Origin of the sequence: Amaricoccus sp. (assembly GCF_017993425.1) — a bacterium.
GTDB lineage: Bacteria > Pseudomonadota > Alphaproteobacteria > Rhodobacterales > Rhodobacteraceae > Amaricoccus.
The window spans coordinates 35191-60034 of the sequence record NZ_JAGOMQ010000005.1 but is presented as its reverse complement, the minus strand read 5'-3'; the positions used below and the strand labels follow the sequence as shown (position 1 = coordinate 60034).

Annotated in this window: 22 protein-coding genes; 18 read left to right on the top strand and 4 right to left on the bottom strand. The window is 71.3% G+C overall.

The window, feature by feature from the left end; translation table 11 throughout:
* The first annotated feature begins 2 nt into the window (after window positions 1-2).
* Genes nuoI through KBB57_RS03745 form a run of 12 tightly spaced genes read left to right on the top strand, consistent with a single transcriptional unit; the run spans window position 3 to window position 11613 of the window.
* Entirely contained in the window at window positions 3-494 is a 492-nt protein-coding gene (gene nuoI, locus KBB57_RS03800; RefSeq protein ID WP_290747042.1) for an NADH-quinone oxidoreductase subunit NuoI, read from the top strand.
* Between the two features lie 10 nt (window positions 495-504).
* Window positions 505-1113, top strand: coding sequence for an NADH-quinone oxidoreductase subunit J (locus KBB57_RS03795; protein WP_290747039.1), 609 nt, complete (start codon window positions 505-507; stop codon window positions 1111-1113).
* Between the two features lie 40 nt (window positions 1114-1153).
* Window positions 1154-1459, top strand: a complete 306-nt coding sequence (gene nuoK, locus KBB57_RS03790; RefSeq protein WP_290747036.1) for an NADH-quinone oxidoreductase subunit NuoK — start codon at window positions 1154-1156, stop codon at window positions 1457-1459.
* Between the two features lie 6 nt (window positions 1460-1465).
* Entirely contained in the window at window positions 1466-3670 is a 2205-nt protein-coding gene (gene nuoL, locus KBB57_RS03785; protein ID WP_290747033.1) for an NADH-quinone oxidoreductase subunit L, read from the top strand.
* Between the two features lies 1 nt (window position 3671).
* Window positions 3672-5216, top strand: a complete 1545-nt coding sequence (locus tag KBB57_RS03780) for an NADH-quinone oxidoreductase subunit M (RefSeq protein ID WP_290747029.1) — start codon at window positions 3672-3674, stop codon at window positions 5214-5216.
* Between the two features lie 13 nt (window positions 5217-5229).
* Complete coding sequence (gene nuoN / locus KBB57_RS03775; RefSeq protein WP_290747025.1) at window positions 5230-6666, top strand: NADH-quinone oxidoreductase subunit NuoN; 1437 nt, start codon at window positions 5230-5232, stop codon at window positions 6664-6666.
* Between the two features lies 1 nt (window position 6667).
* Window positions 6668-7444, top strand: a complete 777-nt coding sequence (locus KBB57_RS03770) for a biotin--[acetyl-CoA-carboxylase] ligase (RefSeq protein WP_290747023.1) — start codon at window positions 6668-6670, stop codon at window positions 7442-7444.
* Window positions 7428-8195: a type III pantothenate kinase gene (locus KBB57_RS03765; protein WP_290747020.1), complete on the top strand. Its 768-nt coding sequence runs from the start codon at window positions 7428-7430 to the stop codon at window positions 8193-8195. The genes KBB57_RS03770 and KBB57_RS03765 overlap by 17 nt, the downstream gene beginning before the upstream one ends.
* Window positions 8196-8205: 10 nt before the next feature.
* Complete coding sequence (locus KBB57_RS03760) at window positions 8206-9876, top strand: ribonuclease J (RefSeq protein WP_290747017.1); 1671 nt, start codon at window positions 8206-8208, stop codon at window positions 9874-9876.
* A 2-nt stretch (window positions 9877-9878) separates the two neighbouring features.
* Window positions 9879-10907, top strand: coding sequence for a Gfo/Idh/MocA family oxidoreductase (locus KBB57_RS03755; protein ID WP_290747014.1), 1029 nt, complete (start codon window positions 9879-9881; stop codon window positions 10905-10907).
* Window positions 10908-10958: 51 nt separating this feature from the next.
* Window positions 10959-11210, top strand: a complete 252-nt coding sequence (locus KBB57_RS03750) for a type II toxin-antitoxin system Phd/YefM family antitoxin (protein WP_290747011.1) — start codon at window positions 10959-10961, stop codon at window positions 11208-11210.
* Window positions 11200-11613, top strand: coding sequence for a putative toxin-antitoxin system toxin component, PIN family (locus tag KBB57_RS03745; protein ID WP_290747008.1), 414 nt, complete (start codon window positions 11200-11202; stop codon window positions 11611-11613). The genes KBB57_RS03750 and KBB57_RS03745 overlap by 11 nt, the downstream gene beginning before the upstream one ends.
* A 177-nt stretch (window positions 11614-11790) precedes the next feature.
* Here the strand turns inward: KBB57_RS03745 and KBB57_RS03740 are convergent, their stop codons facing one another.
* Window positions 11791-14340 (bottom strand): penicillin acylase family protein, encoded by a 2550-nt coding sequence (locus tag KBB57_RS03740; protein ID WP_290747006.1) that lies wholly within the window; start codon window positions 14338-14340, stop codon window positions 11791-11793.
* Between the two features lie 99 nt (window positions 14341-14439).
* On the opposite strand from KBB57_RS03740, the gene KBB57_RS03735 reads away from it, so the two are divergent.
* Window positions 14440-15303, top strand: a complete 864-nt coding sequence (locus KBB57_RS03735; protein WP_290747003.1) for an NAD(P)-dependent oxidoreductase — start codon at window positions 14440-14442, stop codon at window positions 15301-15303.
* A complete protein-coding gene (rpe, locus tag KBB57_RS03730; RefSeq protein WP_290747000.1) occupies window positions 15300-16022 on the top strand; it encodes a ribulose-phosphate 3-epimerase in 723 nt (240 codons plus the stop codon). The genes KBB57_RS03735 and rpe overlap by 4 nt, the downstream gene beginning before the upstream one ends.
* Before the next feature lie 695 nt (window positions 16023-16717).
* On the opposite strand, the gene KBB57_RS03725 is transcribed toward rpe, so the two are convergent.
* A complete protein-coding gene (locus KBB57_RS03725) occupies window positions 16718-17281 on the bottom strand; it encodes a YSC84-related protein (protein ID WP_290746997.1) in 564 nt (187 codons plus the stop codon).
* Window positions 17282-17536: 255 nt separating this feature from the next.
* On the opposite strand from KBB57_RS03725, the gene KBB57_RS03720 reads away from it, so the two are divergent.
* Window positions 17537-20581, top strand: a complete 3045-nt coding sequence (locus tag KBB57_RS03720) for a vWA domain-containing protein (protein ID WP_290746995.1) — start codon at window positions 17537-17539, stop codon at window positions 20579-20581.
* Between the two features lie 532 nt (window positions 20582-21113).
* Here KBB57_RS03720 and KBB57_RS03715 read toward each other — a convergent pair.
* The gene (locus tag KBB57_RS03715) at window positions 21114-21335 is read right to left on the bottom strand and encodes a hypothetical protein (RefSeq protein ID WP_290746992.1); all 222 of its coding nucleotides are present in this window, start codon (window positions 21333-21335) and stop codon (window positions 21114-21116) included.
* Between the two features lie 86 nt (window positions 21336-21421).
* On the opposite strand from KBB57_RS03715, the gene KBB57_RS03710 reads away from it, so the two are divergent.
* From KBB57_RS03710 to KBB57_RS03700, 3 genes are all read left to right on the top strand, one after another.
* On the top strand, window positions 21422-21718 hold the full coding sequence (locus KBB57_RS03710) for a hypothetical protein (RefSeq protein WP_290746989.1): 297 nt from the start codon (window positions 21422-21424) through the stop codon (window positions 21716-21718).
* Window positions 21719-21723: 5 nt separating this feature from the next.
* The gene (locus KBB57_RS03705; protein ID WP_290747197.1) at window positions 21724-22332 is read left to right on the top strand and encodes a glutathione S-transferase; all 609 of its coding nucleotides are present in this window, start codon (window positions 21724-21726) and stop codon (window positions 22330-22332) included.
* Window positions 22333-22409: 77 nt separating this feature from the next.
* The gene (locus KBB57_RS03700; protein ID WP_290746986.1) at window positions 22410-23027 is read left to right on the top strand and encodes a queuosine precursor transporter; all 618 of its coding nucleotides are present in this window, start codon (window positions 22410-22412) and stop codon (window positions 23025-23027) included.
* A gap of 273 nt (window positions 23028-23300) precedes the next feature.
* Here the strand turns inward: KBB57_RS03700 and leuC are convergent, their stop codons facing one another.
* Window positions 23301-24716 (bottom strand): 3-isopropylmalate dehydratase large subunit, encoded by a 1416-nt coding sequence (gene leuC, locus KBB57_RS03695; protein ID WP_290746983.1) that lies wholly within the window; start codon window positions 24714-24716, stop codon window positions 23301-23303.
* Window positions 24717-24844: the final 128 nt, after the last annotated feature.

The following is a 24844-nucleotide window of genomic DNA, read 5'->3' as shown; positions in this document are numbered from 1 at the left end:
TGATGGGGATCCCGTTCGACAAGGCCGCCCGCTACTTCCTGCTCGCCGACTTCATCGGCGGGTTTCGGCTGGGGATGAAGTACTTCTTCAAGCCGAAGGCGACGATCAACTATCCCCACGAGAAGGGCCCGCTGTCGCCCCGGTTCCGTGGCGAGCATGCGCTCCGGCGGTATGCGAACGGCGAGGAGCGCTGCATCGCCTGCAAGCTCTGCGAGGCGATCTGTCCGGCGCAGGCGATCACCATCGACGCCGAGCCCCGCGACGACGGGTCGCGGCGGACGACGCGCTACGACATCGACATGACGAAGTGCATCTATTGCGGCTTCTGTCAGGAGGCCTGCCCGGTCGACGCCATCGTCGAGGGGCCGAACTTCGAGTTCTCGACCGAGACGCGCGAGGAGCTCTTCTACACCAAGGAAAAGCTGCTCGCGAACGGGGATCGCTGGGAGGCGGAGATCTCCCGGAACCTCGAGCTCGACGCGCCCTATCGCTGAGAGGCAGCCCATGGCCACCTTCTCCTTCTACCTGTTCTCCCTCGTGGCCGTGCTCTCCGGCTTCCTCGTGGTGTTCGCGCGGAGCCCGGTGCATTCGGTGCTCTGGCTGATCCTCGCCTTCTTCTCCGCCGCGGGGCTCTTCGTGCTCCTCGGGGCTGAGTTCGTGGCGATGCTGATGCTGATCGTCTATGTCGGCGCCGTCGCGGTGCTGTTCCTCTTCGTGGTGATGATGCTCGACGTCGACTTCGCGGCGCTCCGCGAGGGGATGGCGGCCTATCTGCCGGTCGGGCTCTTGATCGGGGTGATCCTGCTGGTGCAGCTCGGCTTCGTCTTCGGGGCCTGGGAGACGACGGACATCGCGCTGGCGCAGCGCGCCGCGGTGACGCCGCCGCCGGCGGAGATGGAGAACACCGCCGCGCTCGGGGCGCTGATCTACACCAAGTACATCTTCCTGTTCCAGGCGGCCGGGCTGGTGCTGCTCGTCGCGATGATCGGGGCGATCGTGCTGACCCATCGCAAGCGCGTCGGCGTGAAGCGGCAGGACGTGCTGACGCAGATGTACCGCGACCCCGCCAAGGCGGTGGACCTGAAGGACATCAAGCCGGGGCAGGGGATATGAGCCGCGTCGGGGCGCCGCCGGCGAACGGAGGGAGCAGGGGATGATCGGGCTCGGGCACTATCTCACCGTCGCGGCGATCCTGTTCGTCACCGGCATCTTCGGCATCTTCATCAACCGCAAGAACGTCATCATCATCCTGATGTCGATCGAGCTGATGCTGCTCGCGGTCAACATCAACCTCGTGGCCTTCTCGGCGCATCTCGGCGACCTCGTCGGCCAGATCTTCACCCTGTTCGTGCTGACCGTGGCCGCCGCCGAGGCGGCGATCGGGCTGGCCATCCTCGTCTGCTTCTTCCGCAACACCGGAACGATCGCCGTCGAGGACATCAACGTGATGAAGGGCTGAGCCGCGATGGTCACCATCATCCTCCTCGCGCCGCTGTTCGCCGCCCTCCTCTGCGGCTTCGGCTGGAAGTTCATGGGCGAGCAGGCGGCGACGTATCTCGCCACCGGCGTGCTGTTCCTGTGCTGCCTGCTGTCGTGGATCGTGTTCCTCGGCTTCGACGGCGTGGCGCGGCACGTGCAGCTCTTCCCGTGGATCCAGTCCGGCACGCTGGCCGTCGACTGGGGCGTCCGGCTCGACCGGCTGACCGCGATCATGCTGATCGTCGTCACCACGGTATCGGCGCTCGTCCACATGTACTCGCTGGGCTACATGGCCCATGACGACAACTGGAAGCACGGCGAGAGCTACAAGCCGCGGTTCTTCGCCTATCTGTCGTTCTTCACCTTCGCCATGCTGGCGCTGGTGACCGCCGACAACCTCCTCCAGATGTTCTTCGGCTGGGAGGGCGTCGGCGTCGCCTCTTACCTGCTGATCGGCTTCTACTACCGCAAGTCGTCCGCCAACGCCGCCGCCATCAAGGCCTTCGTCGTCAACCGCGTCGGCGACTTCGGCTTCGTGCTCGGCATCCTCGGCGTCTACGTGATGGTCGACTCGATCTGGTTCGACGACGTCTTCGCCGCCGGCCCGACGCTCGCGGCCTCGCAGTTCCACTTCCTCTGGCGCGACTGGAACGCCGCCGAGGTGATCTCGGTGCTGCTCTTCGTCGGCGCCATGGGCAAGTCGGCGCAGCTCTTCCTGCACACCTGGTTGCCGGACGCCATGGAGGGCCCGACCCCGGTCTCCGCCCTCATCCACGCCGCGACCATGGTCACCGCGGGCGTGTTCCTCGTCTGCCGCATGTCGCCGGTGATCGAGTTCGCGCCCTACGCCAAGGACTTCATCGTCATCATCGGCGCCACGACGGCGTTCTTCGCCGCGACCGTCGGCCTCGTGCAGAACGACATCAAGCGGGTGATCGCCTACTCGACCTGCTCGCAGCTCGGCTACATGTTCGTCGCGGCCGGCGTCGGCGTCTACTCGGCGGCGATGTTCCACCTCTTCACCCACGCCTTCTTCAAGGCCCTCCTCTTCCTCTGCGCCGGCTCGGTCATCCACGCGATGCACCACGAGCAGGACATGCGGAACTACGGCGGGCTCAAGGACAAGATCCCCGTCACCTTCTGGATGATGATGATCGGCACGCTCGCCATCACCGGCGTCGGCATCCCGCTGACCTCGATCGGCTTCGCGGGCTTCCTCTCCAAGGACGCGATCGTCGAGAGCGCCTGGGCCGGCGGCACCGGCCCGGCGGGCTACGCCTTCGTGCTGCTGCTCCTCTCCGCCGCGATGACCTCGTTCTATTCGTGGCGGCTGATCTTCCTGACCTTCTACGGGACGCCGCGGGGCGACCACCACGCGCACGACCACGCGCACGAGAGCCCGCGGGTGATGCTGATCCCGCTCGGCGTGCTCGCGGTCGGCGCGGTGCTGGCCGGCATGATCTGGTACAAGCCGTTCTTCGGAAACCACGACAGCTTCCTGAGCTTCTTCGGGATGCCGGCGCACCACGTCGAGGCCGCCGAGGGCGAGCCGGGCGCCGGCCACGGCGAGGCGCCGGCCGAGGGCACGGCCGCCTCGACCGCGCCGGCCGAGGACCACGCGGCCGCCGAGGGCCACGCCGCCGAAGCCGCCCCGGCCGAGGGCCACGTGGTCGCGGCCGAGACCGCCGAGGCGCAGGGCGCGGCGGCGGAGGAGCATGCGGGCGAGCTCGCGCATGGCTGGGAGCAGGGCGCGCTCTTCGCGGCGGCCGACAACCACGTCATGGACGACGCGCACCACTCGCCGGCCTGGGTCAAGGCCTCGCCGTTCATCGCCATGCTGCTCGGGCTGGGGCTCGCGTACCAGTTCTACATCCGCAACCCGTCCCTGCCGGGGCGGCTCGCGAAGCAGCAATGGGCGCTCTACAACTTCCTCTACAACAAGTGGTACTTCGACGAGATCTACGACTTCCTGCTCGTCCGGCCGACGTTCTGGCTCGGCCGCTTCCTGTGGAGGAGGGGCGACGGGGGCACGATCGACGGCCTGATCAACGGCGTCGCCATGGGCTTCGTGCCCTGGGTCACGCGGCTCGCGGGGCGGGCGCAGTCGGGCTACGTCTTCCACTACGCCTTCGCCATGGTGCTGGGGCTCGTCGCGATCACGCTCTGGATGATGGTGCGGGGAGCGCACTGACATGGACAACCTGCTCTCGCTCGTCACCTTCCTGCCGCTGATCGGCGCCGTCGTCCTGCTCGTGTTCCTGCGCGGCGAGGACGAGCAGGCGCAGAAGAACGCCAAGATGCTGGCGCTCTTCACCACGACGGCGACCTTCGTGCTGTCGCTCTTCATCATGACCGGGTTCGACCCCGCGAACACCGGCTTCCAGTTCGTCGAGGAGAGCCCCTGGCTCGGCGGGCTCACCTACAAGCTCGGCGTCGACGGGCTGTCGGTGCTCTTCGTGATGCTGACGACCTTCCTGATGCCCATCGTCATCGGCGCCTCCTGGCACGTCGAGACGCGGGTCAAGGAATACATGGTCGCCTTCCTGGTGCTCGAGACCTTCATGATCGGGGTCTTCGTCGCGCTCGATCTCGTGCTCTTCTACATCTTCTTCGAGGCCGGCCTGATCCCGATGTTCCTGATCATCGGCATCTGGGGCGGCAAGGACCGCATCTACGCGAGCTTCAAGTTCTTCCTCTACACCTTCCTCGGCTCGGTGCTGATGCTCGTCGCGATGATCGCGATGTGGATGCAGGCGGGCACCACCGACATCCCGACGCTGATGACCCACCAGTTCAGCTCGGACCCGATCTCCGTCCTCGGGATCACCGTGGTCGGCGGGGTGCAGACGCTGCTCTTCCTCGCCTTCTTCGCCTCCTTCGCGGTGAAGATGCCGATGTGGCCGGTGCATACCTGGCTGCCGGACGCCCACGTGCAGGCGCCGACGGCGGGCTCGGTGGTGCTGGCGGCGATCCTCCTGAAGATGGGCGGCTACGGCTTCCTGCGCTTCAGCCTGCCGATGTTCCCGGTCGGGTCGGAGGTGATGCAGGGCTTCGTGTTCTTCCTCTCCGCGACGGCGATCATCTACACGAGCCTCGTCGCGCTGGTGCAGGAGGACATGAAGAAGCTGATCGCCTATTCCTCCGTCGCCCACATGGGCTTCGTGACGATGGGCATCTTCGCCTTCAACCAGCAGGGGATCGACGGCGCGCTCTTCCAGATGATCTCCCACGGCTTCATCTCCGGCGCGCTCTTCCTCATCGTCGGCGTGATCTACGACCGGATGCACACCCGCGAGATCTCCGCCTATGGCGGGCTCGTGGTGCGGATGCCGGCCTATGCGCTGATCTTCATGCTGTTCACCATGGGCAATGTCGGCCTGCCCGGCACCTCGGGCTTCGTCGGCGAGTTCCTGACGCTCGCCGGGGTCTACCAGGTCTCGACCTGGGTGGCGTTCTTCGCCGCCACGGGGGTGATCCTGTCGGCGGCCTATGCGCTCTATCTTTACCGGCGCGTGGTGTTCGGCGACCTGATCAAGGGCAGCCTCAAGACCATCCAGGACATGAGCCGCCGCGAGAAGCTGCTGTTCGCGCCGCTGGTCGCCGGCACGATCTTCCTCGGCGTCTATCCGGCGGCGGTGCTCGACGTCATCGGCCCCTCCGTCTCGGCGCTGATCCACGCGCAGGAGACCGCCGCCGCCGCGGCCGCCGACGCGGCCGTGCAGCTCGCCGCCAACTGAGGAAAGAGACGCGATGCTCTCCCAGAACCTCGCCGTCGTCGCGCCGGAGCTCCTGCTCGCGGTTCTCGCGATGGCCTTCCTCATGCTCGGCTCGTTCAGCTCCCGGGCGATGGACGGGCCGATCCTCTGGGCGACCGCCATCGTCCTCGCGCTGGTCGGGCTCTGGATCGGCTTCCAGCCGGAGGGCGCCCGCGAGGCCTTCGGCGGCTCCTTCGTCTCGGACGGGTTCGCCCGCTTCGCCAAGGTGCTGATCCTGTTCGGCGCGAGCGCGACGCTGGCGCTGAGCCACGACTACCTGAAGCGCAACGACCTGCTGAAATACGAGTATCCGGTCCTCGGCATCCTCGCGACCATCGGCATGATGACCATGGTCTCGGCGCGCGACCTGATCGTGCTCTATCTCGGGCTGGAGCTGCAATCGCTGGCGCTCTACGTCGTCGCGGCCTTCCGGCGCGACAGCTTGCGCTCGACCGAGGCGGGGCTGAAGTACTTCGTCCTCGGCGCCCTCTCCTCGGGCCTCCTGCTCTACGGCGCCTCGCTCACCTACGGCTATTCCGGCACGACCGCCTTCGCCGGGATCGGGGCCTCGCTCCAGGACGGGCACGTGCCGCTCGGGCTGCTGTTCGGGCTGGTGTTCCTGTCGGCCGGCATGGCCTTCAAGGTCTCCGCCGCGCCGTTCCACATGTGGACGCCCGACGTCTACGAGGGCTCGCCCACCCCGGTGACGCTGTTCTTCGCCACCGCGCCCAAGGTGGCGGCGGCGGTGATGTTCGCCCGGGTGCTCTACGACGCCTTCGGCGGCGCGACCACCGACTGGCAGCAGATCCTCGTCTTCCTCTCCATCGCCTCGATGTTCCTCGGCGCCGTCGCCGCGATCGGGCAGCGCAACATCAAGCGGCTGATGGCCTATTCCTCGATCAACCACATGGGCTTCGTGCTGATGGGGATGGCCGCGGGCACCGAGCAGGGTGCGCAGGCGCTGCTGATCTACCTCGCGATCTACGTGACGATGAACGTGGGCGCGTTCGCCTTCATCCTCAACATGGAGAAGGACGGCAAGCCGGTCACCGACCTCGCCTCGCTCGGGCTCTACTCCCGCGTCGCCCCGGCGCGGGCGGCGGCTTTCGCGGTGCTGATGTTCTCGATGGCCGGCGTGCCGCCGCTGGTCGGGTTCTTCGGGAAGTTCTACGTGCTCGCCGCCGCGGTCGACGCCGGCCTCGTCTGGCTCGCCGTCGCCGGCGTGGTGGCGAGCGTGATCGCCGCCTACTACTATCTCCGCATCGTCTTCCTGATGTATTTCGGCGAGGCGGTCGACGGGCTCGACGGGCGGATGCCGGGGCTGCACTGGGCCTTCCTCGGCGCCTCGGCGCTCGCCATGCTGCTCGGCATCGTCAATCTCTTCGGGGTCGAGACCATCGCCGGCGCCGCCGCCGCGACGCTCTTCCAGTAGCGTGGCCTGGCCCGACGGGTATGGACGGGCGGTCCACGACCGGCTCGACAGCACCAACGCCGAGGCCCTGCGCCTCGCCGCCGCCGGCGAGCGCGGCCCGACCTGGATCCTCGCCCGCGCCCAGAGCGCGGCCCGCGGCCGCCGCGGCCGCGCCTGGTCGATGCCGGAGGGGAACCTCGCCGCGAGCCTGCTGACCACCCCCGGCGCCGGGCCCGCCGAGGCGGCGCTGCGCTCCTTCGTCGCCGCGCTGGCGCTCCACGACGCCTGCGCCGCCGCCACCGGCCGTCCGGCCCGCTTCACGCTGAAATGGCCGAACGACGTGCTGCTCGACGGCCGCAAGCTCGCCGGCATCCTGCTCGAGACCGGCGGCCGCCCCGAAGGTCCGCTCGCCCTCGTCATCGGCTTCGGCGTCAACCTCGCCGCCATGCCGGAGGCGACCACGCTGGAGCCCGGCGCCGTGCCGCCCGCCGCGCTCGCCGAGCTCGGCGCTCCGCCCGACCCGGAGGCCTTCCTCGACCTCCTCGCCGCGGCCTTCGCCCGCTGGGAGGCCCGCTTCCGCGCCGAGGGCTTCGCGCCGGTGCGCGCCGCCTGGCTCGCCCGCGCCGCCCGGCTCGGCGAGCCGATCGTCGCCCGCCTGCCCACCCGCAGCGTCGCGGGCCGGTTCGAGACCGTGGACCTGAGCGGCGCCCTCGTCCTCGCGACCGCCACGGGGCAGGAGGTCCTGCCCGCGGCCGAGGTGCATTTCCCCGGAGAGCCCGCCCATGCTGCTCGCGATTGACGTCGGCAACACCAACACGGTGTTCGCCCTCCACGACGGGCGCTCGACCGTCGCCGAGTGGCGCTGCCGCACCGAGCGCCAGCGCACGGCGGACGAGTATTTCGTCTGGCTCTCGCAGCTGATGGAGAACGCCGGCCACAAGCTCGAGGTCAGCTCCGTCGTCATCTCCTCCGTGGTGCCGCAGGTGGTGCTCAACCTCCGCATCCTCTCCGACCGCTACTTCCACACGCGGCCCAAGGTCGTCGGCAAGCCGGAGGTGAAGCTCGGCGTCCCCGTCCGCGTCGACCCGACCGCCCATGTCGGCGCCGACCGCCTCGTCAACACCGTCGGCGCCTTCGACCGCTACGGCGGCGACCTGATCGTCGTCGACTTCGGCACCGCCACCACCCTCGACGTCGTCGACCACGACGGCGCCTATGTCGGCGGGGTGATCGCCCCCGGCGTCAACCTCTCGCTCAAGGCGCTCCACGACGCGGCCGCGGCGCTCCCCTTCATCGACGTCACCAAGCCGGACAAGGTCGTCGGCACCAACACCGTCGCCTGCATGCAGTCCGGGGTGTTCTGGGGCTATATCGGCCTGATCGAGGGCCTCTGCGCCCGCATCCGCGAGGAGCGCGGCGTGCCGATGAAGGTGATAGGCACCGGCGGCCTCTCCACCCTCTTCGCCCAGGCGACCGACGTCCTGCAGATCATCGACCCCGACCTCACCATCCACGGCCTCGTGCTGATCGACGCCCTCAACAAGGAGTAGGGGAGCCGCCATGGCGAAACCCGACCGGCTGATCTACCTGCCCCTCGGCGGGGCGGGCGAGATCGGCATGAACATGTACGTCTACGGCTACGGCCCCGAGGGGGCCGAGCGGCTGATCCTCGTCGACGTCGGCGTGACATTCCCGACCATGGAGAACGCCCCCGGCGTCGAGCTGATCATGGCCGACCCCGCCTGGGTGCAGGCGCGCGCCGACCGGCTCGAGGCGATCTTCATCACCCATGCCCACGAGGACCATATCGGCGCCCTCGGCATCCTGTTCCACCGCCTGCGCGTGCCCGTCTACGCCCGCCGCTTCACCGCGGCGATCGCCCAGAACAAGATGGAGCGCGCCGGCCAGGACACCGCCATGGTCCACCAGACGCAAGCCTGGCCGCACATGGTCCATGCCGGCCCGTTCCAGGTCGGCTTCGTGCCGATCGCGCATTCCATCCCGGAATGCTCGTCGCTGCTGATCGAGACGCCGCTCGGCCGCATCCTGCACACGGCGGACTTCAAGGTCGACCGCACCCCGGTGGTCGGCGAGCCCTTCGCCGACGACGCCTTCCGCGCCATCGGCGACGCGGGCGTGCTGGCGATGACCTGCGATTCCACCAACGTGTTCCAGCCCAATCCCGGCCGGTCCGAGGCGACGCTGGCCGAGCCGATCCGGGCGCTGATGGCCGAGGCGGAGGGGATGGTGGTCGCCACCACCTTCGCCTCCAACGTCGCCCGCCTCAAGACGCTGGCCGAGGCCGGCCGCGACGCCGGCCGCAAGATCATCGTGCTCGGCCGCGCCATGAACACGATGCTCAAGACCGCCCGCACCTCGGAGGTGCTCGACAGCTTCCCCGAGACCATCGACCCCCTCGACGCCGACACCGTCCCCCGCGACAAGCTGCTCGTCCTCGCCACCGGCAGCCAGGGCGAGCGCCGCGCCGCCACGGCGCAGCTCGCCCAGGGGCGCTTCATGGGGCTGGAGCTGCGGCCGGGCGACACGTACCTGTTCTCGTCCAAGACCATCCCCGGCAACGAGGTGGGCGTCGCGCGCATCCTCAACGCGCTCTCCGAGCGCGGGGTGCGGGCGATCGAGGACGACGGCCGCTACCACGTCTCCGGCCACCCCAACCGCCCCGACCTGACGCTGATGCACGACCTCGTCCGGCCCGGCGTGGTCGTCCCGATGCACGGCGAGCACCGGCACCTCTCCACCCACGCGGAGCTTGCCCGCGAGCTCGGCCGGCCTGCGATCGTCGCGCCGAACGGGGCGATGGTCGAGCTCGCCCCCGGCGCGCCGCGGATCGTCGAGCGGATCGAGACCGGCCGGGTCTATCTCGACGGCACGCAGCTGATCGGCGCGATGGACGGCATCATCCGCGACCGGCTGCGCATGGCGATCCGCGGGCATGTCACCGTGTCGATCCTGATCGACGAGGCGGGCAAGCCGCTCGGCGGGACCTGGGTCGAGACCGTGGGCCTGCCCGAGGCGCCCCGCCTGCGCGACGGCCTCGCCGGCACGATCGAGGCCGACATCGACCGCAACCTCGCCCGGATGAAGCCGCGCGACCTCGGCGACGACGACGCGGTGGAGCAGCTCGCCACCCGGACCGTGGCGCGGATCTGCAACGACACGATCGGCAAGAAGCCGTTCTGCACGGTGATGATCAGCCGGCTGGAGGCGTGAGCGTGGCGCGGACCCGCATCGCCATCGTCGGGCTGGGCATGGCGGTGACGCCCCACGCGAAGGGGCTCCTGGACCTTGCCGGCGAGGTCGAGGTGGCGGCGGCCTTCAGCCCGAGCGCGGCGCGGCGGGAGGCGTTCGCCGCGCGGTTTCCGTTCCCGACCTGCGACAGCCTCGACGCGATCCTCGGCGACCCGGGCATCGAGGCGGTGGCGGTGTTCACCCCGCCGAACACCCATGCCGAGATTGGCCTCGCCTGCGCGGCGGCCGGCAAGCACGTGCTGATGGAGAAGCCGCTCGAGGTCAGCACGGCGCGGGCCGAGGCGCTGGTGCGCTCCTGCCGCGAGGCGGGGGTGCGGCTCGGGGTGGTGCTCCAGCACCGGTTCCGGCCGGCGGGGATGCGGCTCGCCGAGCTGCTCGCCTCCGGGGCGCTCGGGCGGGTGGTCGGCTGCTCGACGACGATCCGGCTGTGGCGGCCGCAGTCCTACTACGACGAGCCCGGCCGGGGCACGCTGGCGCGGGACGGCGGCGGGGTGCTGATGACGCAGGGCATCCACACGCTCGACCTGATGCTGAGCCTCGCCGGGCCGATCGAGGCGGTGACCGGCTTCGTCGCGACGACGCCGCTGCACCGGATGGAGGCGGAGGACATGGTCGCCGCCGCGGCGCGGTTCGCGAGCGGGGCGATCGGCACGATCGAGGCGACGACGGCGGCCTATCCCGGCTTCGCCGAGGAGATCGCGCTCGCCTGCGAGCGGGGCACGGCGCTCTTGCGCGGGGCGGAGCTCTCGGTGCAGTTCAGCGACGGCCGCCGCGAGGCGATCGAGCCGGACGGCAGCGCCGGCGGCACGGGCGCCGATCCGATGGCGTTTCCCCACGACTACCACCGGGCGGTCATGGCGGACTTCGTCGCCGCGCTCCGCGAGGGCCGCGACCCGAAGGTGACGGGCGAGGAGGCCCTGCGCGTCCACCGCCTTATCGACGCCCTGATCGCGACGGGGCGGGAGGGACGGCCGGTGACGCTGGCCGGGTGAGGGGCCGAGCCGACAGGTTGACGATCCGGCCATCATAGCCATAATAGCTACATGAGAGAGATTGCCGCCAAAGACGCGAAGAACCGCTTCGGCCAGCTGCTCGACTCGGCGCAGAGCGCGCCGGTGCGCGTGACAAAGAAGGGCAGGCCGGTCGGCGTGATGATGTCGATGCAGCAATACGAGCGCCTGCGGGGCGCTGCATGGGAGCGCCTGAGCGCGACCATGGACGCCATGGGGGCACAGGCGACCGACAATGGCCTGACGGACGCGGAGCTGGACGCGCTCTTGGCCGATGAGGGCTGATCGCGTCGTTCTCGACACCAACGTCCTGATCAGCGCCCTCCTGCAACCGAAGGGACCGCCGCGCGCGGCGGTGGACGCCGTTCGTGCCGCTGGCGGGGTTCTTCTATTCTCGGAACCGACCTTCGACGAGCTGCGCACGCGCCTCGAGCGCCCGAAGTTCGACAAGTATGTCAGCCGGGAGGGCAGGGCGCTTTTCCTGGTGCAGCTCGACGCAGTGTCCGAATGGATCGCGATCACCGGCGCCAGGATGGGATGCCGAGATCCCGATGACGATAAGCTTCTGGAAACTGCGATGATGGGCGAGGCGAATTGCCTCGTCACCGGCGATCGGGACCTGCGCGTGATGTCACCCTTTCAGGACATTCCTGTCTTGAACCCTGCTGATTTTCTCGCGGCCCTTTGACCCGTCGGCGCCGTGGAACAGCGGTTGGAACCGCCATGAGGCGCACGGGCCTGGGTCGTCTCGTGTGGGAGCGGCAAGAGTCCCGTAGCGTGGAGCATCCTCAGCTCACACTACCCGATCACGTGAAATCAATGGTTTAGCGAATATTCACGCGTGAACACCCCTCGTCCGCGCGGCTCATCCGCCGGCGGGGAGGAGGGTGGTCACCCCCACGGCGCCGGCGCGGGCGAGGGCGGGGTCGAGCGACATCGGGACGTACTCGCTCCGCCGCCACAGCGCCGCGAGGTCGTCGTAGTGCCGCGACAGCAGGTGCCCGCTCTCGCCCGTGGCGATGACGAAGACGCTCGCGTCGGGGTCGGAGAAATCGTAGACGGCGCGCAGCCCGGCGGCGTGCAGGTTCAGGTAGGGCTCCGGCCCGAAGCCGGGCGCGAGGCCGCGCAGCAGCGTGTGGTCGCCCCCCGGCGTCGACTGGCGGATGTTGACGAGGTAGCGCAGCACCGGCAGCCCGCCGAGGGTCTGGTGCCGGTGGACCGCCTGATGGGCGTCGCCCCAGCGCCAGCTCTCCATCCGCGTCCCGAACCGCGCCTCGATCTCGATCAGCGCCTCGTCGAGCGCCATCCGCGCCGTGTCGACGCAGGTCTCCACCGCGGTGGTCTGCACCACGTCGCACCAGACCGAGGCCCCCTCGACGTTGCGGAACACCCGCTCGAGGAACACCGGGTCGGGCGCCGGCAGGCTCTCGGCGAGCGGCCCGAGCTCGTCGACGATCAGCCGCCGCTGCAAGGCCCGGATCCAGGCGGCGTAGATCAGCGGCTCGGGCGTGTGCTCGGACATCTCGCCCGTCCAGTTCGCCAGCCGCTCCAGCGCCGCCTGCCGCCGCCGCTCGACCGTCCCGGCCGCCGCCGGCTCGCCGCTGTACCAGAGGTCGCGGGCGATCAGCGGCAGCAGCGTGCGGGCGGCCTCGGAGACGGTGTCGGTCTGGATCTCGATGAAGCTGTCGAGCGTGTGATAGGCCCGCGCGTTCAGCAGCCGCTCGGCCCGGATGATGCGGTGGCTGTCGCCCCAGTCGAAGCTCAGGTTGTCGGGGAAGGCCGCGTCGGTCAGCCGGTTGTTGGTGTTGACGACGACGCCGCCCGGCGGGTCGAGCACCCAGGGGTTGCTCTCGTAGGGGCGGAATCCCTTCCAGTCGTTGGCGGCGAGCCAGCCCGCGGCGGGGATCGCCCCCTGGCTGGCGCTCGCCGGGTCGCGCGCCGGGGCGCGGCCGCCCATCTGCAACGCGATCTCGCTGCGGTCGGCCAGCGTCAGCATCAGCGAGGGGGCGACGAAGTCGCGCACCGCGGCTCGGGCGGCGCGCACCGAGGTGGCCCGCATCAGCGCGAGGCCCGCGCTCATCGAGCGGTCGTCCTCCGTCAGCGCGGTCCAGCCGAGGCTCGCGACGTGTCCCGGCGGCGTCACCGCGGCGACCCCGAAGGCGTCGGGCGGCAGCACCGGCCCGTGCCGGGTCCAGCGCAGCGTCTCGGCGACCGGGCCTGCGTCCTTGACCCCGATCTGCACCTGCCGCTCGACGAAGGGGGCCCAGCCCTCCGGGGTCAGGTAGCGGGCGGGGTCGTCGGGGTCGATGCGCTCGATGAACACGTCCTGGTCGTCGAGGTAGCTCGAGGTCAGGCCCCAGCCGAGGTCGGGGTTGCGGCCGATCAGCACCAGCGGCATCCCCGGGATGGTGCCGCCGATCACCGGCCCGGAGGCGAGGTCGATCCGCGCCAGCATCCAGATCGACGGCGCGGTCAGCGCCAGATGCGGGTCGGTGGCGAGAAGCGGCGCGCCCCCCGCCGTGCGCCGGGGCGCCGCGGCGAAGGCGTTCGAGGCCCCCGCCGCGCCGACGGGCGCGGTCGGGTCGAGCGGATGGCGCAGGGCGGCGCGGCGCACGGGCGCGCCGGGGGCGGGCGTTGCGCCGGACCCTGCCGTGCCGGCGGGCGTGGTCGGGTCGAGGGAGTGGCGCAGGGCGGCGTGGCGCACGGGCGCGCCGGGGGCGAGCGCGGCGCCGAAGTCGGGCAGGCCGAGGAGCGGCGCGTTCGGGCTGTCGGGCATCACGTCGCGCACCCGCTCCGGCGGCACGGTGACGAGAAGCTGCGCCCGCAGCGTCTCGCGCGCCGCCTTGTCGGTCAGCTGCAAGGCCATCAGCTTCAGGATCGCGAGGCTGTCGGCCGGCGTCCACGGGGCGATCTGGGCGTCGAAGAGGAAGAACTCCGGCGCGCCGCGCCCGAGCGCCTCGGACTGCACCACGCCGAGCCAGGCGTTGACGCCCTCGGCATAGGCCTCGAGGGCGGCCCTGGCCTGCGGATCCTGCACGGCGACGGCGGCTTGCGCGAGCGGGTAGAGGTCGAGCGCCCGCATCAGGCGGTCGATCTCCAGCGTCTCGACCCCGAAGAGCTCGGAGAGCCGGCCCTGCGCGGTGCGGCGCATCAGCGTCATCTGCCAGAGCCGGTCCTGGGCGTGGACGAGGCCGAGGGCGAAGAAGGCGTCGTGGTCGTCGGTCGCGAGGATGTGCGGGACGGCGTTGCGGTCGCGCACGATCTCGGTCTTCTGGCGCAGTCCGGCGAGGGTCAGCGTCCGGTCGTAGTCCGGCAGCGAGCGGCTCGCGAGGTAGTAGCCGAGGCCGAGCGCGAGGCCTGCGAGCACGGCCATCGCGACGACGGCGCGCATCAGCCACCGGAACAGAAACGCCATTCGCGCGCGCCGCCTCCCGGCCGTCCGTCCGCTTGACCGGTTCCGGATAGCAGGCCATCAGGGGGCTGACAACGCAGGAAGGCACGCACGGAGGGTCGCATGGCGCGCGTCGCATTCATCGGGCTCGGGGTCATGGGCTTTCCCATGGCGGGCCATCTGGCGGCCAAGGGGCACGAGGTGACGGTCTTCAACCGCTCGCCGGCGCGGGCCGCCGCCTGGGTGGAGCAGCACGGCGGCCGCTCGGCGCCGACGCCGGCGGAGGCGGCCGAGGGGGCGGAGCTGGTGTTCTGCTGCGTCGGCAACGACGACGACCTGCGGAGCGTCACGGTGGGGGACGACGGGGCGTTCGCGGGGCTGGAGAAGGGGGCGGTGTTCATCGACCACACCACGGCCTCGGCGCAGGTGGCGCGGGAGCTCGCCGTCGCGGCGGAGGCTGCGGGGGCCTCGTTCGTCGACGCGCCGGTGTCGGGCGGGCAGGCCGGGGCGGAGAACGGCGCGCTGACGGTGATGTGCGGCGGCGCGGCGGAGGCCTATGGCCGCGCGGAGCCGGCGATCATGGCCTATGCGCGGGCCTGCCGGCTGATGGGCGGCGTCGGCGCGGGGCAGCTCACCAAGATGGTCAACCAGATCTGCATCGCCGGGCTGGTGCAGGGCCTGAGCGAGGGGCTCGCCTTCGCGCGGAAGGCGGGGCTCGACGGCGAGGCGGTGCTCGACGTGATCTCGAAGGGCGCGGCGGGGTCGTGGCAGATGGAGAACCGCGGCAGGACCATGCTGGCGGGCAAGTTCGACTTCGGCTTCGCGGTCGACTGGATGCGCAAGGACCTCGGGATCTGCCTCGCCGAGGCGGACGCCAACGGGGCGAGCCTGCCGGCGACGGCGCTGATCGACCAGTTCTACAAGGACGTGCAGGGCCTCGGCGGCGGCCGGTGGGACACGTCGAGCCTGATCCGGCGGCTGGCATGAGCGCGCCGGAGGCGCGTGCTGCGACCGGGCCGGAGGCGCGTGCCGCGATCGGGCCGGAGGCGCTGGCGGCGGGGGTGAAGATCGCCCCTTCGATCCTGTCGGCCGACTTCGCCCGGCTCGGCGAGGAGGTGCGGGCGGTGGAGGACGCCGGGGCCGACTGGGTGCATGTCGACGTGATGGACGGGCATTTCGTGCCGAACCTGACCATCGGGCCGCTGGTGGTGAAGGCGATCCGGCCGTTCGTCCGGACGCTGATGGACGTGCATCTGATGATCGCGCCGGCGGATCCCTATCTCGCGGCCTTCGCCGAGGCGGGGGCGGACCTGATCACCGTCCATGCCGAGGCCTCGCCGCATCTCGACCGCTCGCTGGCGGCGATCCGCGACCTCGGCTGCCTGGCGGGCGTGTCGATCACGCCGTCGACGCCGCCGGAGGCGGTGGAGTACGTGCTCGACCGGGTGGATCTGGTGCTGGTGATGACGGTCAATCCCGGGTTCGGGGGGCAGTCGTTCCTGCGCTCGCAGCTGCCGAAGCTGCGGAAGCTGCGGGGCTGGATCGGGGACCGGCCGATCCGGCTGCAGGTGGACGGGGGCGTCGCGCCGGCGACCGCGCCGGTCTGCGTCGCGGCGGGGGCGGACGTGCTGGTCGCCGGGTCGGCGGTCTTCGCCGGGGGGCCGGCGGCCTATGCCGCCAACATCGCGGCGCTGCGGCCGGCGTGAGCCGGGGGTGTTCACGCGTGAAAATTAGCTAAGCCATTGATTTCGCGTGAGGGTTAATGTGAGCCTAACGATATCGGACGGATTTGACCCGCGGCAAATCCGCCCATGATCGCCCCTGCGGGCTACGGCATTCACACATCCCGGCTGAAGCCACGGATCGGGAGGAATGGGCCGCGACGGTGACGCCAGACGGATTTGACCCGTGGCAAATCCGTCCGCGATCGCCCCTCGGGGGGCGAGCGCGATTCCGCGCTCGCCGGGGCGCTCACGGACGGATTGCGCGCGACGGGGAAATCTTCACCCCTCACGGCCTCCGCGCCAACGCGCTCCAGCCGTCGGCGCGGCGAAAGCCATGCTTTCGCTTGTCGCGCCGTGGCCTCGCGGGCGGAGCCCGCTTCGGTCGGCCGGCTATCGGCTTCATATCGTTCGGTCCATGGCGGCTGGAGGAGAAGTGTGAATTCGCTAGCCCTGCGGGGGCGGGCGCGTCGCCGCGCTCGCCGGGGCGCTCACGGATGGCGCGCTCCCGGAGAAATCTTCACCCCTGACGGCCTGCGCGCCGCCGCGCTCCGGCCGTCGGCGCGGCGAAAGCGGTGCTGCCGCTTGTCGCGCCGCGGGCGCGCGGGCAGGGCCCGCTCGCTCGAGGGGCGCCCGGGTCGGGCCAGGGGGCGTCGTGCGCCGTTGGCGGGTGGACCGGATCAGCGATAGATGCGGCTGTACTTCGCGCCGGCGAGGCTGGCGTCGGCGAGGAGGCCGCGCTGGGCGTAGACGACCTCGACGATCGGGCGGTTGAAGCTCGCGGTGTTGAGGCTGCCGGCGGCGCCGTCGGTGTTGACCACCACCGCGGCGTCGACGCCGAGGGTCCAGCCGTCGGCGAGGCGGAACTCCTGCAACGCCTCCGGCGTCAGGAAGTAGAGGGCCTGGTTGTAGGTCTGCGCCCCGAGGGTGAAGCCGACAGAGACGGCGCTGAGCGAGTAGTAGTCGACCGTCACGCCGTTGATCCGCAGCGCGCCCTCGCCATAGGCGCCGCCGGCGAAGAAGCCGAGCTCGGTGATGTTCGGGATGACGAGCAGCCCCTGCGCCCGGGCGGCGAGCTGCTCCGAGCCCGCGACCGTGGAGAAGAGCTCCGCGGTGGCGGCGTCGACCGCCGCGTCGATGCGCGCCCCGGCGCTGCCCTGGAGGCTCGCGGGGCGCGTCGTGCAGGCGGCGAGGCCGCCGGCCGCGGCGGCGGACAGCACGCCGCGTCGGGTCAGGGAGGGCATGGACGGACTCCTTCTCTGCTCGCCGCCTCGGCCGGCGCGGACGATCCGCCGGCGTGAGCCGGTCTCGGCGCCGGCTTCTCAGGGGCGAAACCTAGCATATCCGGCGGGCAGCCGCCAAGCGCCGCCCAAGATGGCGGAAACACGCCATAATTGAGCGGCACACGTTTCCGTGGTAACCTTGCCGCCGACGGCCGGATGCGCGGCATTTTCCGCGGGGGGTCCGGCCGCAAGCGCAAATCGCAAGAGGGGGTCGCCATGCCGCAACGGACCATGCCGCCACGGAACCGCCACGTCCTCGCGCGGCTCGGGGTAGCCGCCGCGGCGCTCGCGGCGCTCCTCTCCGCCACGCCGGCCTCGGCGCAGTTCGACCCGGAGAACGAGCCCGACATCAGCTGGATGAACCAGCCGATCGCCAGTATCGACGGGTTCTTCCCGACGCCCTGGGCCTGCACGGGCGTGGCGCCCGTGCCGCAGAACGTGCTGCATTTCCACCTGAACTGGCATTGCACCAACCCCGACAACACCGGGCCGAACTGGGGCGCGCGCTTCCTCGGCTTCCATCGCCAGTTCCTGCGCGGCTACGAGCGGTTCTCGGCCGCCATGGGCTATCCGAACATCCAGACCTTCAATCCCGGCCCGGGGGCGATCATCGGGCCGACGCATAACGGCCGGCCGGCCAACACGCCCTGCAACGGGGTGAACCCGGGGGGCGGCACGGCGAACTGCCAGACGCTGCCGAACGCCTTCCGCGAGCCGGCGGCCGGCGGCACGCTCGACACCTTCGCCTCGGAGGCGGCGATCGGCGACGCGGTGGTGGGCTATCACAACAACCAGCACACCCGGATCGGCTACGCCAGCACCGCGGCGGGGGGCTTCGGCGAGTGCGTGTCGGGCGACGGCACGACCGGCCTGCCGGACATCCGCTGCAACGCCTTCGCGCCGCGCGATCCGATCTTCTACCGCTATCACAACCTCTACAACGACGTGCAGGACAACTGGCGGCGGTTGCAGCCGGCGGACGTGATGATCGTCTTCGACCGCTCCGGCAGCATGACCCTGCCGACGGCCGGCGGCGGCACGCGGCTCGTCGCGGCCAAGAACGCGGCGAACCTGTTCGCCGACCTGCTCGAGAACGGCGGCGGCAGCCGGGTCGGGCTGGTGTCGTTCTCCTCGGCGGCGGCGAGCCCGGTCGAGCTCGGGCTGACGGGGCCGGGCGCGGCGCCGGCGGCGATGGCGGCGGCGCTGACGCCGATCGTCGCCTCCGGCACGACCAGCATCGGGGCCGGCCTGCAGGCGGCGATGACCACGCTCGCCGCCAGCGCGCGGCCGGCGATCCTGCTGCTCACCGACGGGATCGAGAACACCGCGCCGACCATCGCCGCCGTGCAGGGCTCGCTCGACGACGCCCATGTCTGCGCGGTCGGCCTCGGCACGGCCGGCAGCCTCGACGGGCCGAAGCTCCGCGACCTCGCCGAGCTGCAGGGCGGCATCTATGTCAGCGGCCCGGGCGACCTGGAGCTGCGCAAGTTCTTCGTCGACTGCTTCGCCGACATCTTCGACACGTTCGTCGGCATGGATCCGATCGTGGCGATGGAGCCGGCCGACGCGGCCTCGGCCCCGGTCAGCCAGTCCGTGCTCGGCGACCGCGAGCTGGTCTTCGTCGGCTCGTGGAGCCAGGCGGTCCCGCCGGGGGAGCTGCGGCTTCAGGTCACCGCGCCCTCGGGCAAGGTGGTGGATCTGAGCGACCCGACGGTCGAGAGCGCGATGAACCCGCTCTGGCACGTGGTGCGCTTCCCGCTGCCGCTCGCGGGCGAGGGCGACGGGGTGTGGAAGGCGCAGGCGGTGCGGGGGCCGCGCTCCTTCGCCAACGGCTTCACCGGCGACAGCTTCGTCGACGAGGACGCCGGGATCGAGCTGATCCGCCGGCAGATCCGCACGCTCTGCCCGGCCGGCTGCGCCAACGTCCTCTACTACGAGGACGAGATGCCGATGACGACGGCGATGAGCTTCCAGGACCACAACTCGATCTATGCGCAGGCGCTGTTCTACGAGGTGCCGGTCGGGACGGTGACCAACGTGAGCCGCATCCGCGACGCGCACGAGTTCACGGCGCTCCTGAAGCGGGGCGGGTTCGACCTGATCGTCTACGCCTCTAAGGTGGCGCAGGAGGTCCAGCCCTATGACGAGCCGCTGGCGCGGATCCTGTGCGACCCCGCCGGGCCGCCGGCGATCGTCAGCGACAGCCGCGCCACCGAGACGGCGGCGAAGATCTGGGGCTGCGTCGGCGCGAAGCCGACGGGGGAGTACGACTGGGACCTGATCGCCGCCGACGGGGTTCTGCTGGAGCAGGACCAGAAGCTCGCGCCCTACATGAAGCACGGGCATTTCAGCTTCGGGCTGGCGCCGGCGGAGCCGCGGGCGAGCGAGGCGGCGAAGAACTCGGCCGGGTCGTCGGCGATCGTGCAGGCGGCGACGGCGACGCCGCCGCGGCAGGAGCTCTTCATCAACATCCTGACCGAGGCGCCGGCGCGGGTGCTGCCGCATCCGTGGCGGAGCACCTACTACACCGGCGAGGAGCTGCATCCGACGTTCCAGATCCCGGAGACATCGTGGCCGCCGCAGGGGTTCGATTCGATCAAGGCGAAGGTGCTGGTGACCCGGCCGCTGAACGGGCTCGGCGCCTTGGCGGTGAAGGGGGCCGGGCAGGCGGAGCGCAAGGTGATCGAGGGCGACGTGGTGGGGCCGCGGGAGGCGGCGCTGCTGGCGGTCGATCCGAAGCAGACGGGCGAGGTGATCGGGGCGGAGACGCTGGAGTTCGAGCTCTTCGACGACGGCACGCATGGCGACGGGGTGGCGGGCGACCATTACTGGGAGGCGGCGCTGCCGGCGGACGTGGCGAAGGTCGACGGGGAGTACGAGTTCCACGCGATCTTCGAGCTGTGCCGCGGCGGGGTCTGCGTGACGCGCGAGGCGCGGCACAAGGCGCCGGTCGACGTGAAGGCCGACCCGCGCGGCAGCGACGTGACGGTGGAGCGGCCGAGCCGGACGCGGGCGGAGGTCTACTTCACGCCGCGCGACGCGAACGGCGGGCCGGTCGGGCCGGGGCTGGCGGACCGGTTCCTGATCACCACGAGCGGCGGGGCGCGGCTGATCGGCATCGCGGACGCGCGCGACCCGGGGACCTACCGGATCGACGTGGAGGTCTCGCCGCTCAGCCTGAAGCTGCGCGAGACGGCGGTGGTCCGGATCGCCCAGTTCGGCCGCCCGAAGGAGGCGCTGGTCATCCCGATCCGGCGCTGAGGCGCGGCCCGGGCGGGCGCCGTCCGGGTGCGGCGCCCGCCCGGGGGGGACCTGCGGCATTTCCACATCCCGGGTGAAGCCACGGACCGGGAGGAATGGGTCGCGACGGTGACGCCAGACGGATTTGACCCGTGGCAAATCCGTCCGCGATCGCCCCTCGGGGGGCGAGCGCGATTCCGCGCTCGCCGGGGCGCTCACGGCCGGATTGCGCGCGACGGGGAAATCTTCACCCCTCACGGCTTCCGCGCGCAACCGCGCTCCAGCCGTCGGCGCGGCGAAAGCCATGCTTTCGCTTGTCGCGCCGGGCCTCGCGGGCAGGCCCGCTTCGGTCGGCCGGCTATCGGCGTCATATCGTTCGGTCTATGGCGGGACAGCCGGTCGCTCGGGGCGCGCGGGCGCACCTGTTGCCGCGGGCGCGCCAGCACGCCCTGCCCGCCGCGCCTTCGCCGTGACGGCGGGCGCGCCGAGGCTCCCCGCAGGCGGGGGCGGGACGGACCTTCGGGGAGAGGCGAGGCGCCGCGGCTTCGCCGGCTCAGCCGGCGCGCCAGTCGTCGAGGAGGTCGTCGCGGGACCAGGCGGCGTGGGCGGCGAGGCGGCGGGCGGCGAGGCGGAAGGCGAGGGCGGCGGCCAGCGCGAGGGCGAGGATCAGGAGCCAGCCCCCGGTTCCGAAGGCGGCGAGGATCAGCGCCCCGATGCCGGCGGAGATCGCCGTCGCGGCGAGGACGAGAACGAGGAGCACGGCTTCGGCGGTCATCGCATTTGCTCCGGGCGTGTTCCCTTCCTATCTTGCCATCATCGAGCGTCGGTTCAAGGGCCGGCGCGCTCACGGAGGCTCCGCCGATGCCTGCACCGATCCCCCTCGCTCCGCTCGCCTGGACGGCGATCCGGATCGGGGCCGTCGCCGCGGTGGCGTTCTACACGGCCCGGGGCAAGTCGCAGCCGAAGCACGCCCATCGCGAGGCGGTGCTCGACGAGCTGCCCGAGGGGCTGATCGCCGAGCCGCACCGCGCCGAGGCGGAGCGGGCGGTCCACGGGGCCGGCCGCTTCCGCCGCACCTTCCGGCTGCGGCCGGGGGGCCCGGGCGTCGAGGTCGACGCGGCGGCTTTGGGCCGCTTCCGCATGCGGCGGGTGGAGTGATGGCGCTGCGGCTGCATCAGGGCCCGACCTCGCCCTTCGCCCGCATGGTGATGGTGACGCTGCACGAGACCGGGCTTCTCGACCGGGCCGAGATCGTGACGGCGCAGGGCACGCCGCTCGATCCGGGCACGATCCCGGTGGCGCAGAACCCGCTCGGCAAGATCCCGACGCTGGAGCGCCCCGACGGCCCGGCGCTCTACGACAGCCGGGTGATTTGCCGCTATCTCGACGACCTCGCCGGTGGGCGGCTCTACCCGCCGCCGCCGCGGCTCTGGGAGACGCTGACGCTGGAGGCGACCGGCCACGGCGTCGCCGAGGCGGCGCTCGCCATGGTCTACGAGGGCCGGGTCCGGCCGCAGGAGGCGCGCAGCGACCTCTGGGTCGAGGGCCAGTGGTCGAAGATCGCCCGGGCGCTCGACGCCATCGAGGCGCGCTGGATGTCGCATCTCGCCGGGCCGCTCGACCTCGGCCAGATCGCCGTCGGCTGCGCGCTCGGCTATCTCGACCTGCGGCTCGACGACCGGGCCTGGCGGCGCGGCCGGCCGGCGCTCGACGCCTGGGCCGCGCGCTTCCTCGCGCGGCCGTCGATGCTGGCGACGCGCCCGGTGGCCTGAGCCCTGGCGGGTTGCGACTTGATCGCGCGGGGCCTGCGCCCTATCAGGCCGCGTCCCGCCAGCGTCGCGAGCGTCCGATGAAGCATGCCGCCCTCCTGCCCCCGATCCTCGCCATGGCGGCGATCGTCGTCGCCTCGAACATCCTCGTGCAGTTCCTGTTCGGCCAGTGGCTGACCTGGGGGGCCTTCACCTATCCGCTCGCCTTCCTCGTCACCGACGTGACCAACCGGCTGCACGGGCCGGCGGCGGCGCGGCGCGTCGTCTATGCGGGCTTCGTCGTCGGCCTCGCTTGCAGCTTCATAGGCACGCAGATCGACGGGCCGTTCGGCCCGCTGGTGACGATCCGCGTCGCCGTCGCCTCGGCGACCGCCTTCCTCGCCGCGCAGCTCTTCGACGTGACGGTGTTCAACCGGCTGCGCCGCGGCAACTGGTGGCGGGCGCCCTTCGTGGCGAGCCTGCTCGGCAGCCTGCTCGACACCGCGCTCTTCTTCACCATCGCCTTCTCCGGCGCGCTCGTCGTGCTCGCCCCCGGCGTCGACGTCGGCTGGGCGAACGAGCCGATCGCCCTCCTCGGGCGGGGTCCGGTCCTGCCGCTCTGGATCAGCCTCGCCGCCGCGGATTTCGGCGTGAAGCTCGCCATGGCCTCGGTGACGCTCGTCCCCTACCGCCTCGTCACCGCCCGCCGCCGCGCCTGAGCCTCTGCGCCTGCCCGTCCCGGGCGGAACGAATCCCCGCCTTCGCCCTTGACGGGCGAGGGGACGGAGGATCGCCATGGACGGCTCCCGGGCGGCGGAGACGAAGGACGGGGGCAGGGACGCCACGGCCATCCGCCAGAATTTCGCGGCGCCGTTCGACTCACTTCGAGGTTCCGCCGTCCCCGCCCCGGCCGCTCCGCGTCGAGCCGGGAGACCTGCGCATGTCTCCCGGCGAGCGTCGTCGCGGAACCGGCCTTGCCGCTGGCCCCGGCCTCACATCAGCTCGCGCACGTCCGTCAGCCGGCCGGTGATCGCCGCCGCCGCGGCCATGGCGGGGGAGAGCAGGTGCGTGCGGCCGCCGCGCCCCTGCCGCCCCTCGAAGTTGCGGTTCGAGGTCGAGGCGCAGCGCTCGCCCGGGGCGAGCTGGTCGGGGTTCATGCCGAGGCACATCGAGCAGCCGGCCATGCGCCAGTCGAAGCCGGCCTCGATCAGCTTCTGCGCGATGCCCTCCTCCTCGGCCTGGGCGCGCACGAGGCCGGAGCCCGGGACGATCATCGCCCGGATGCCGTCCTTGACGCGGCGGCCCTCCATCACCTTCGCCACCTCGCGCAGGTCCTCGATCCGGCCATTGGTGCAGGAGCCGATGAAGACGGTGTCGATGGCGATGTCCTGGAGCCGGGTGCCCGGGGTGAGGCCCATGTACTCGAGCGAGCGGCGGGCGGCGTCGATCTTGCCGCCCTCGAAGTCCTCCGGCGCCGGCACCACGCCGGTGATCGGCAGCACGTCCTCGGGCGAGGTGCCCCAGGTGACGACCGGCGCGATCGCGGCGGCGTCGAGGATCACCACCTTGTCGTAGTGCGCCCCCTCGTCGCTGAAGAGCCGCCGCCACGAGGCCTCGGCCATCTCCCAGGCTCCGCCCTTCGGCGCCTTGGGCCGGCCCTTGACGTAGGCGAAGGTCGTCTCGTCCGGGGCGATCAGCCCGGCGCGGGCGCCGCCCTCGATCGCCATGTTGCAGACGGTCATGCGGCCCTCCATCGAGAGCCCCCGGATCGCCTCGCCCATGTACTCGATGACATGGCCGGTGCCGCCCGCCGTGCCGGTCTCGCCGATGATCGAGAGGGTGACGTCCTTGGCGGTCACGCCGGGGCCGAGGGCGCCCCGGACCTCGACCTTCATGTTCCGCGCTTTCCGCTGGATCAGCGTCTGGGTGGCGAGCACGTGCTCGACCTCCGAGGTGCCGATGCCGTGGGCGAGCGCGCCGAAGGCGCCGTGGGTCGCGGTGTGGCTGTCGCCGCAGACGATGGTCATGCCGGGCTGGGTCCAGCCCTGCTCCGGGCCGATGATGTGGACGATGCCCTGGCGGACATCCTCGACGCCGTAATACTCGATGCCGAAGTCGGTCGCGTTCTTCTTCAGGGTCTCGACCTGGACGCGGCTCTCCTCGTCGTCGATGCCGCGGGCGCGGTCGAGCGAGGTGGGGACGTTGTGGTCGGGGACGGCCACGGTCTTCTCCGGCGCGCGGGGCTTGCGGCCGGCCATGCGCAGGCCCTCGAAGGCCTGGGGGCTGGTCACCTCGTGGACGAGGTGGCGGTCGATGTAGAGCAGGCAGGTGCCGTCGGGCGCCTCGTTGACGAGATGGGCGTCCCAGATCTTGTCGTAGAGGGTCTTGGGGGCGTGGGGGGCGGACATGGAGCTCTCCCGGGGGATGGCGGCGACTGGAGCGAAGGGCGGCGCGGCGGGACGGTCAGCCGAGCGCGCATAGCCCCGCCGCCCGGCCGAAGAACCGCCAGGGCAGGCGGGCGTGGTCGTCCATGTCG

Bases quoted from the DNA above. Each gene is read 5' to 3' on its own strand.
- nuoI (WP_290747042.1), top strand. From the start codon at position 3: ATGGGGATCCCGTTCGACAAGGCCGCCCGCTACTTCCTGCTCGCCGAC.
- KBB57_RS03795 (WP_290747039.1), top strand. From the start codon at position 505: ATGGCCACCTTCTCCTTCTACCTGTTCTCCCTCGTGGCCGTGCTCTCC.
- nuoK (WP_290747036.1), top strand. From the start codon at position 1,154: ATGATCGGGCTCGGGCACTATCTCACCGTCGCGGCGATCCTGTTCGTC.
- nuoL (WP_290747033.1), top strand. From the start codon at position 1,466: ATGGTCACCATCATCCTCCTCGCGCCGCTGTTCGCCGCCCTCCTCTGC.
- KBB57_RS03780 (WP_290747029.1), top strand. From the start codon at position 3,672: ATGGACAACCTGCTCTCGCTCGTCACCTTCCTGCCGCTGATCGGCGCC.
- nuoN (WP_290747025.1), top strand. From the start codon at position 5,230: ATGCTCTCCCAGAACCTCGCCGTCGTCGCGCCGGAGCTCCTGCTCGCG.
- KBB57_RS03765 (WP_290747020.1), top strand. From the start codon at position 7,428: ATGCTGCTCGCGATTGACGTCGGCAACACCAACACGGTGTTCGCCCTC.
- KBB57_RS03760 (WP_290747017.1), top strand. From the start codon at position 8,206: ATGGCGAAACCCGACCGGCTGATCTACCTGCCCCTCGGCGGGGCGGGC.
- KBB57_RS03750 (WP_290747011.1), top strand. From the start codon at position 10,959: ATGAGAGAGATTGCCGCCAAAGACGCGAAGAACCGCTTCGGCCAGCTG.
- KBB57_RS03745 (WP_290747008.1), top strand. From the start codon at position 11,200: ATGAGGGCTGATCGCGTCGTTCTCGACACCAACGTCCTGATCAGCGCC.
- KBB57_RS03740 (WP_290747006.1), bottom strand. From the start codon at position 14,340: ATGGCGTTTCTGTTCCGGTGGCTGATGCGCGCCGTCGTCGCGATGGCC.
- KBB57_RS03735 (WP_290747003.1), top strand. From the start codon at position 14,440: ATGGCGCGCGTCGCATTCATCGGGCTCGGGGTCATGGGCTTTCCCATG.
- rpe (WP_290747000.1), top strand. From the start codon at position 15,300: ATGAGCGCGCCGGAGGCGCGTGCTGCGACCGGGCCGGAGGCGCGTGCC.
- KBB57_RS03725 (WP_290746997.1), bottom strand. From the start codon at position 17,281: ATGCCCTCCCTGACCCGACGCGGCGTGCTGTCCGCCGCCGCGGCCGGC.
- KBB57_RS03720 (WP_290746995.1), top strand. From the start codon at position 17,537: ATGCCGCAACGGACCATGCCGCCACGGAACCGCCACGTCCTCGCGCGG.
- KBB57_RS03715 (WP_290746992.1), bottom strand. From the start codon at position 21,335: ATGACCGCCGAAGCCGTGCTCCTCGTTCTCGTCCTCGCCGCGACGGCG.
- KBB57_RS03710 (WP_290746989.1), top strand. From the start codon at position 21,422: ATGCCTGCACCGATCCCCCTCGCTCCGCTCGCCTGGACGGCGATCCGG.
- KBB57_RS03700 (WP_290746986.1), top strand. From the start codon at position 22,410: ATGAAGCATGCCGCCCTCCTGCCCCCGATCCTCGCCATGGCGGCGATC.
- leuC (WP_290746983.1), bottom strand. From the start codon at position 24,716: ATGTCCGCCCCCCACGCCCCCAAGACCCTCTACGACAAGATCTGGGAC.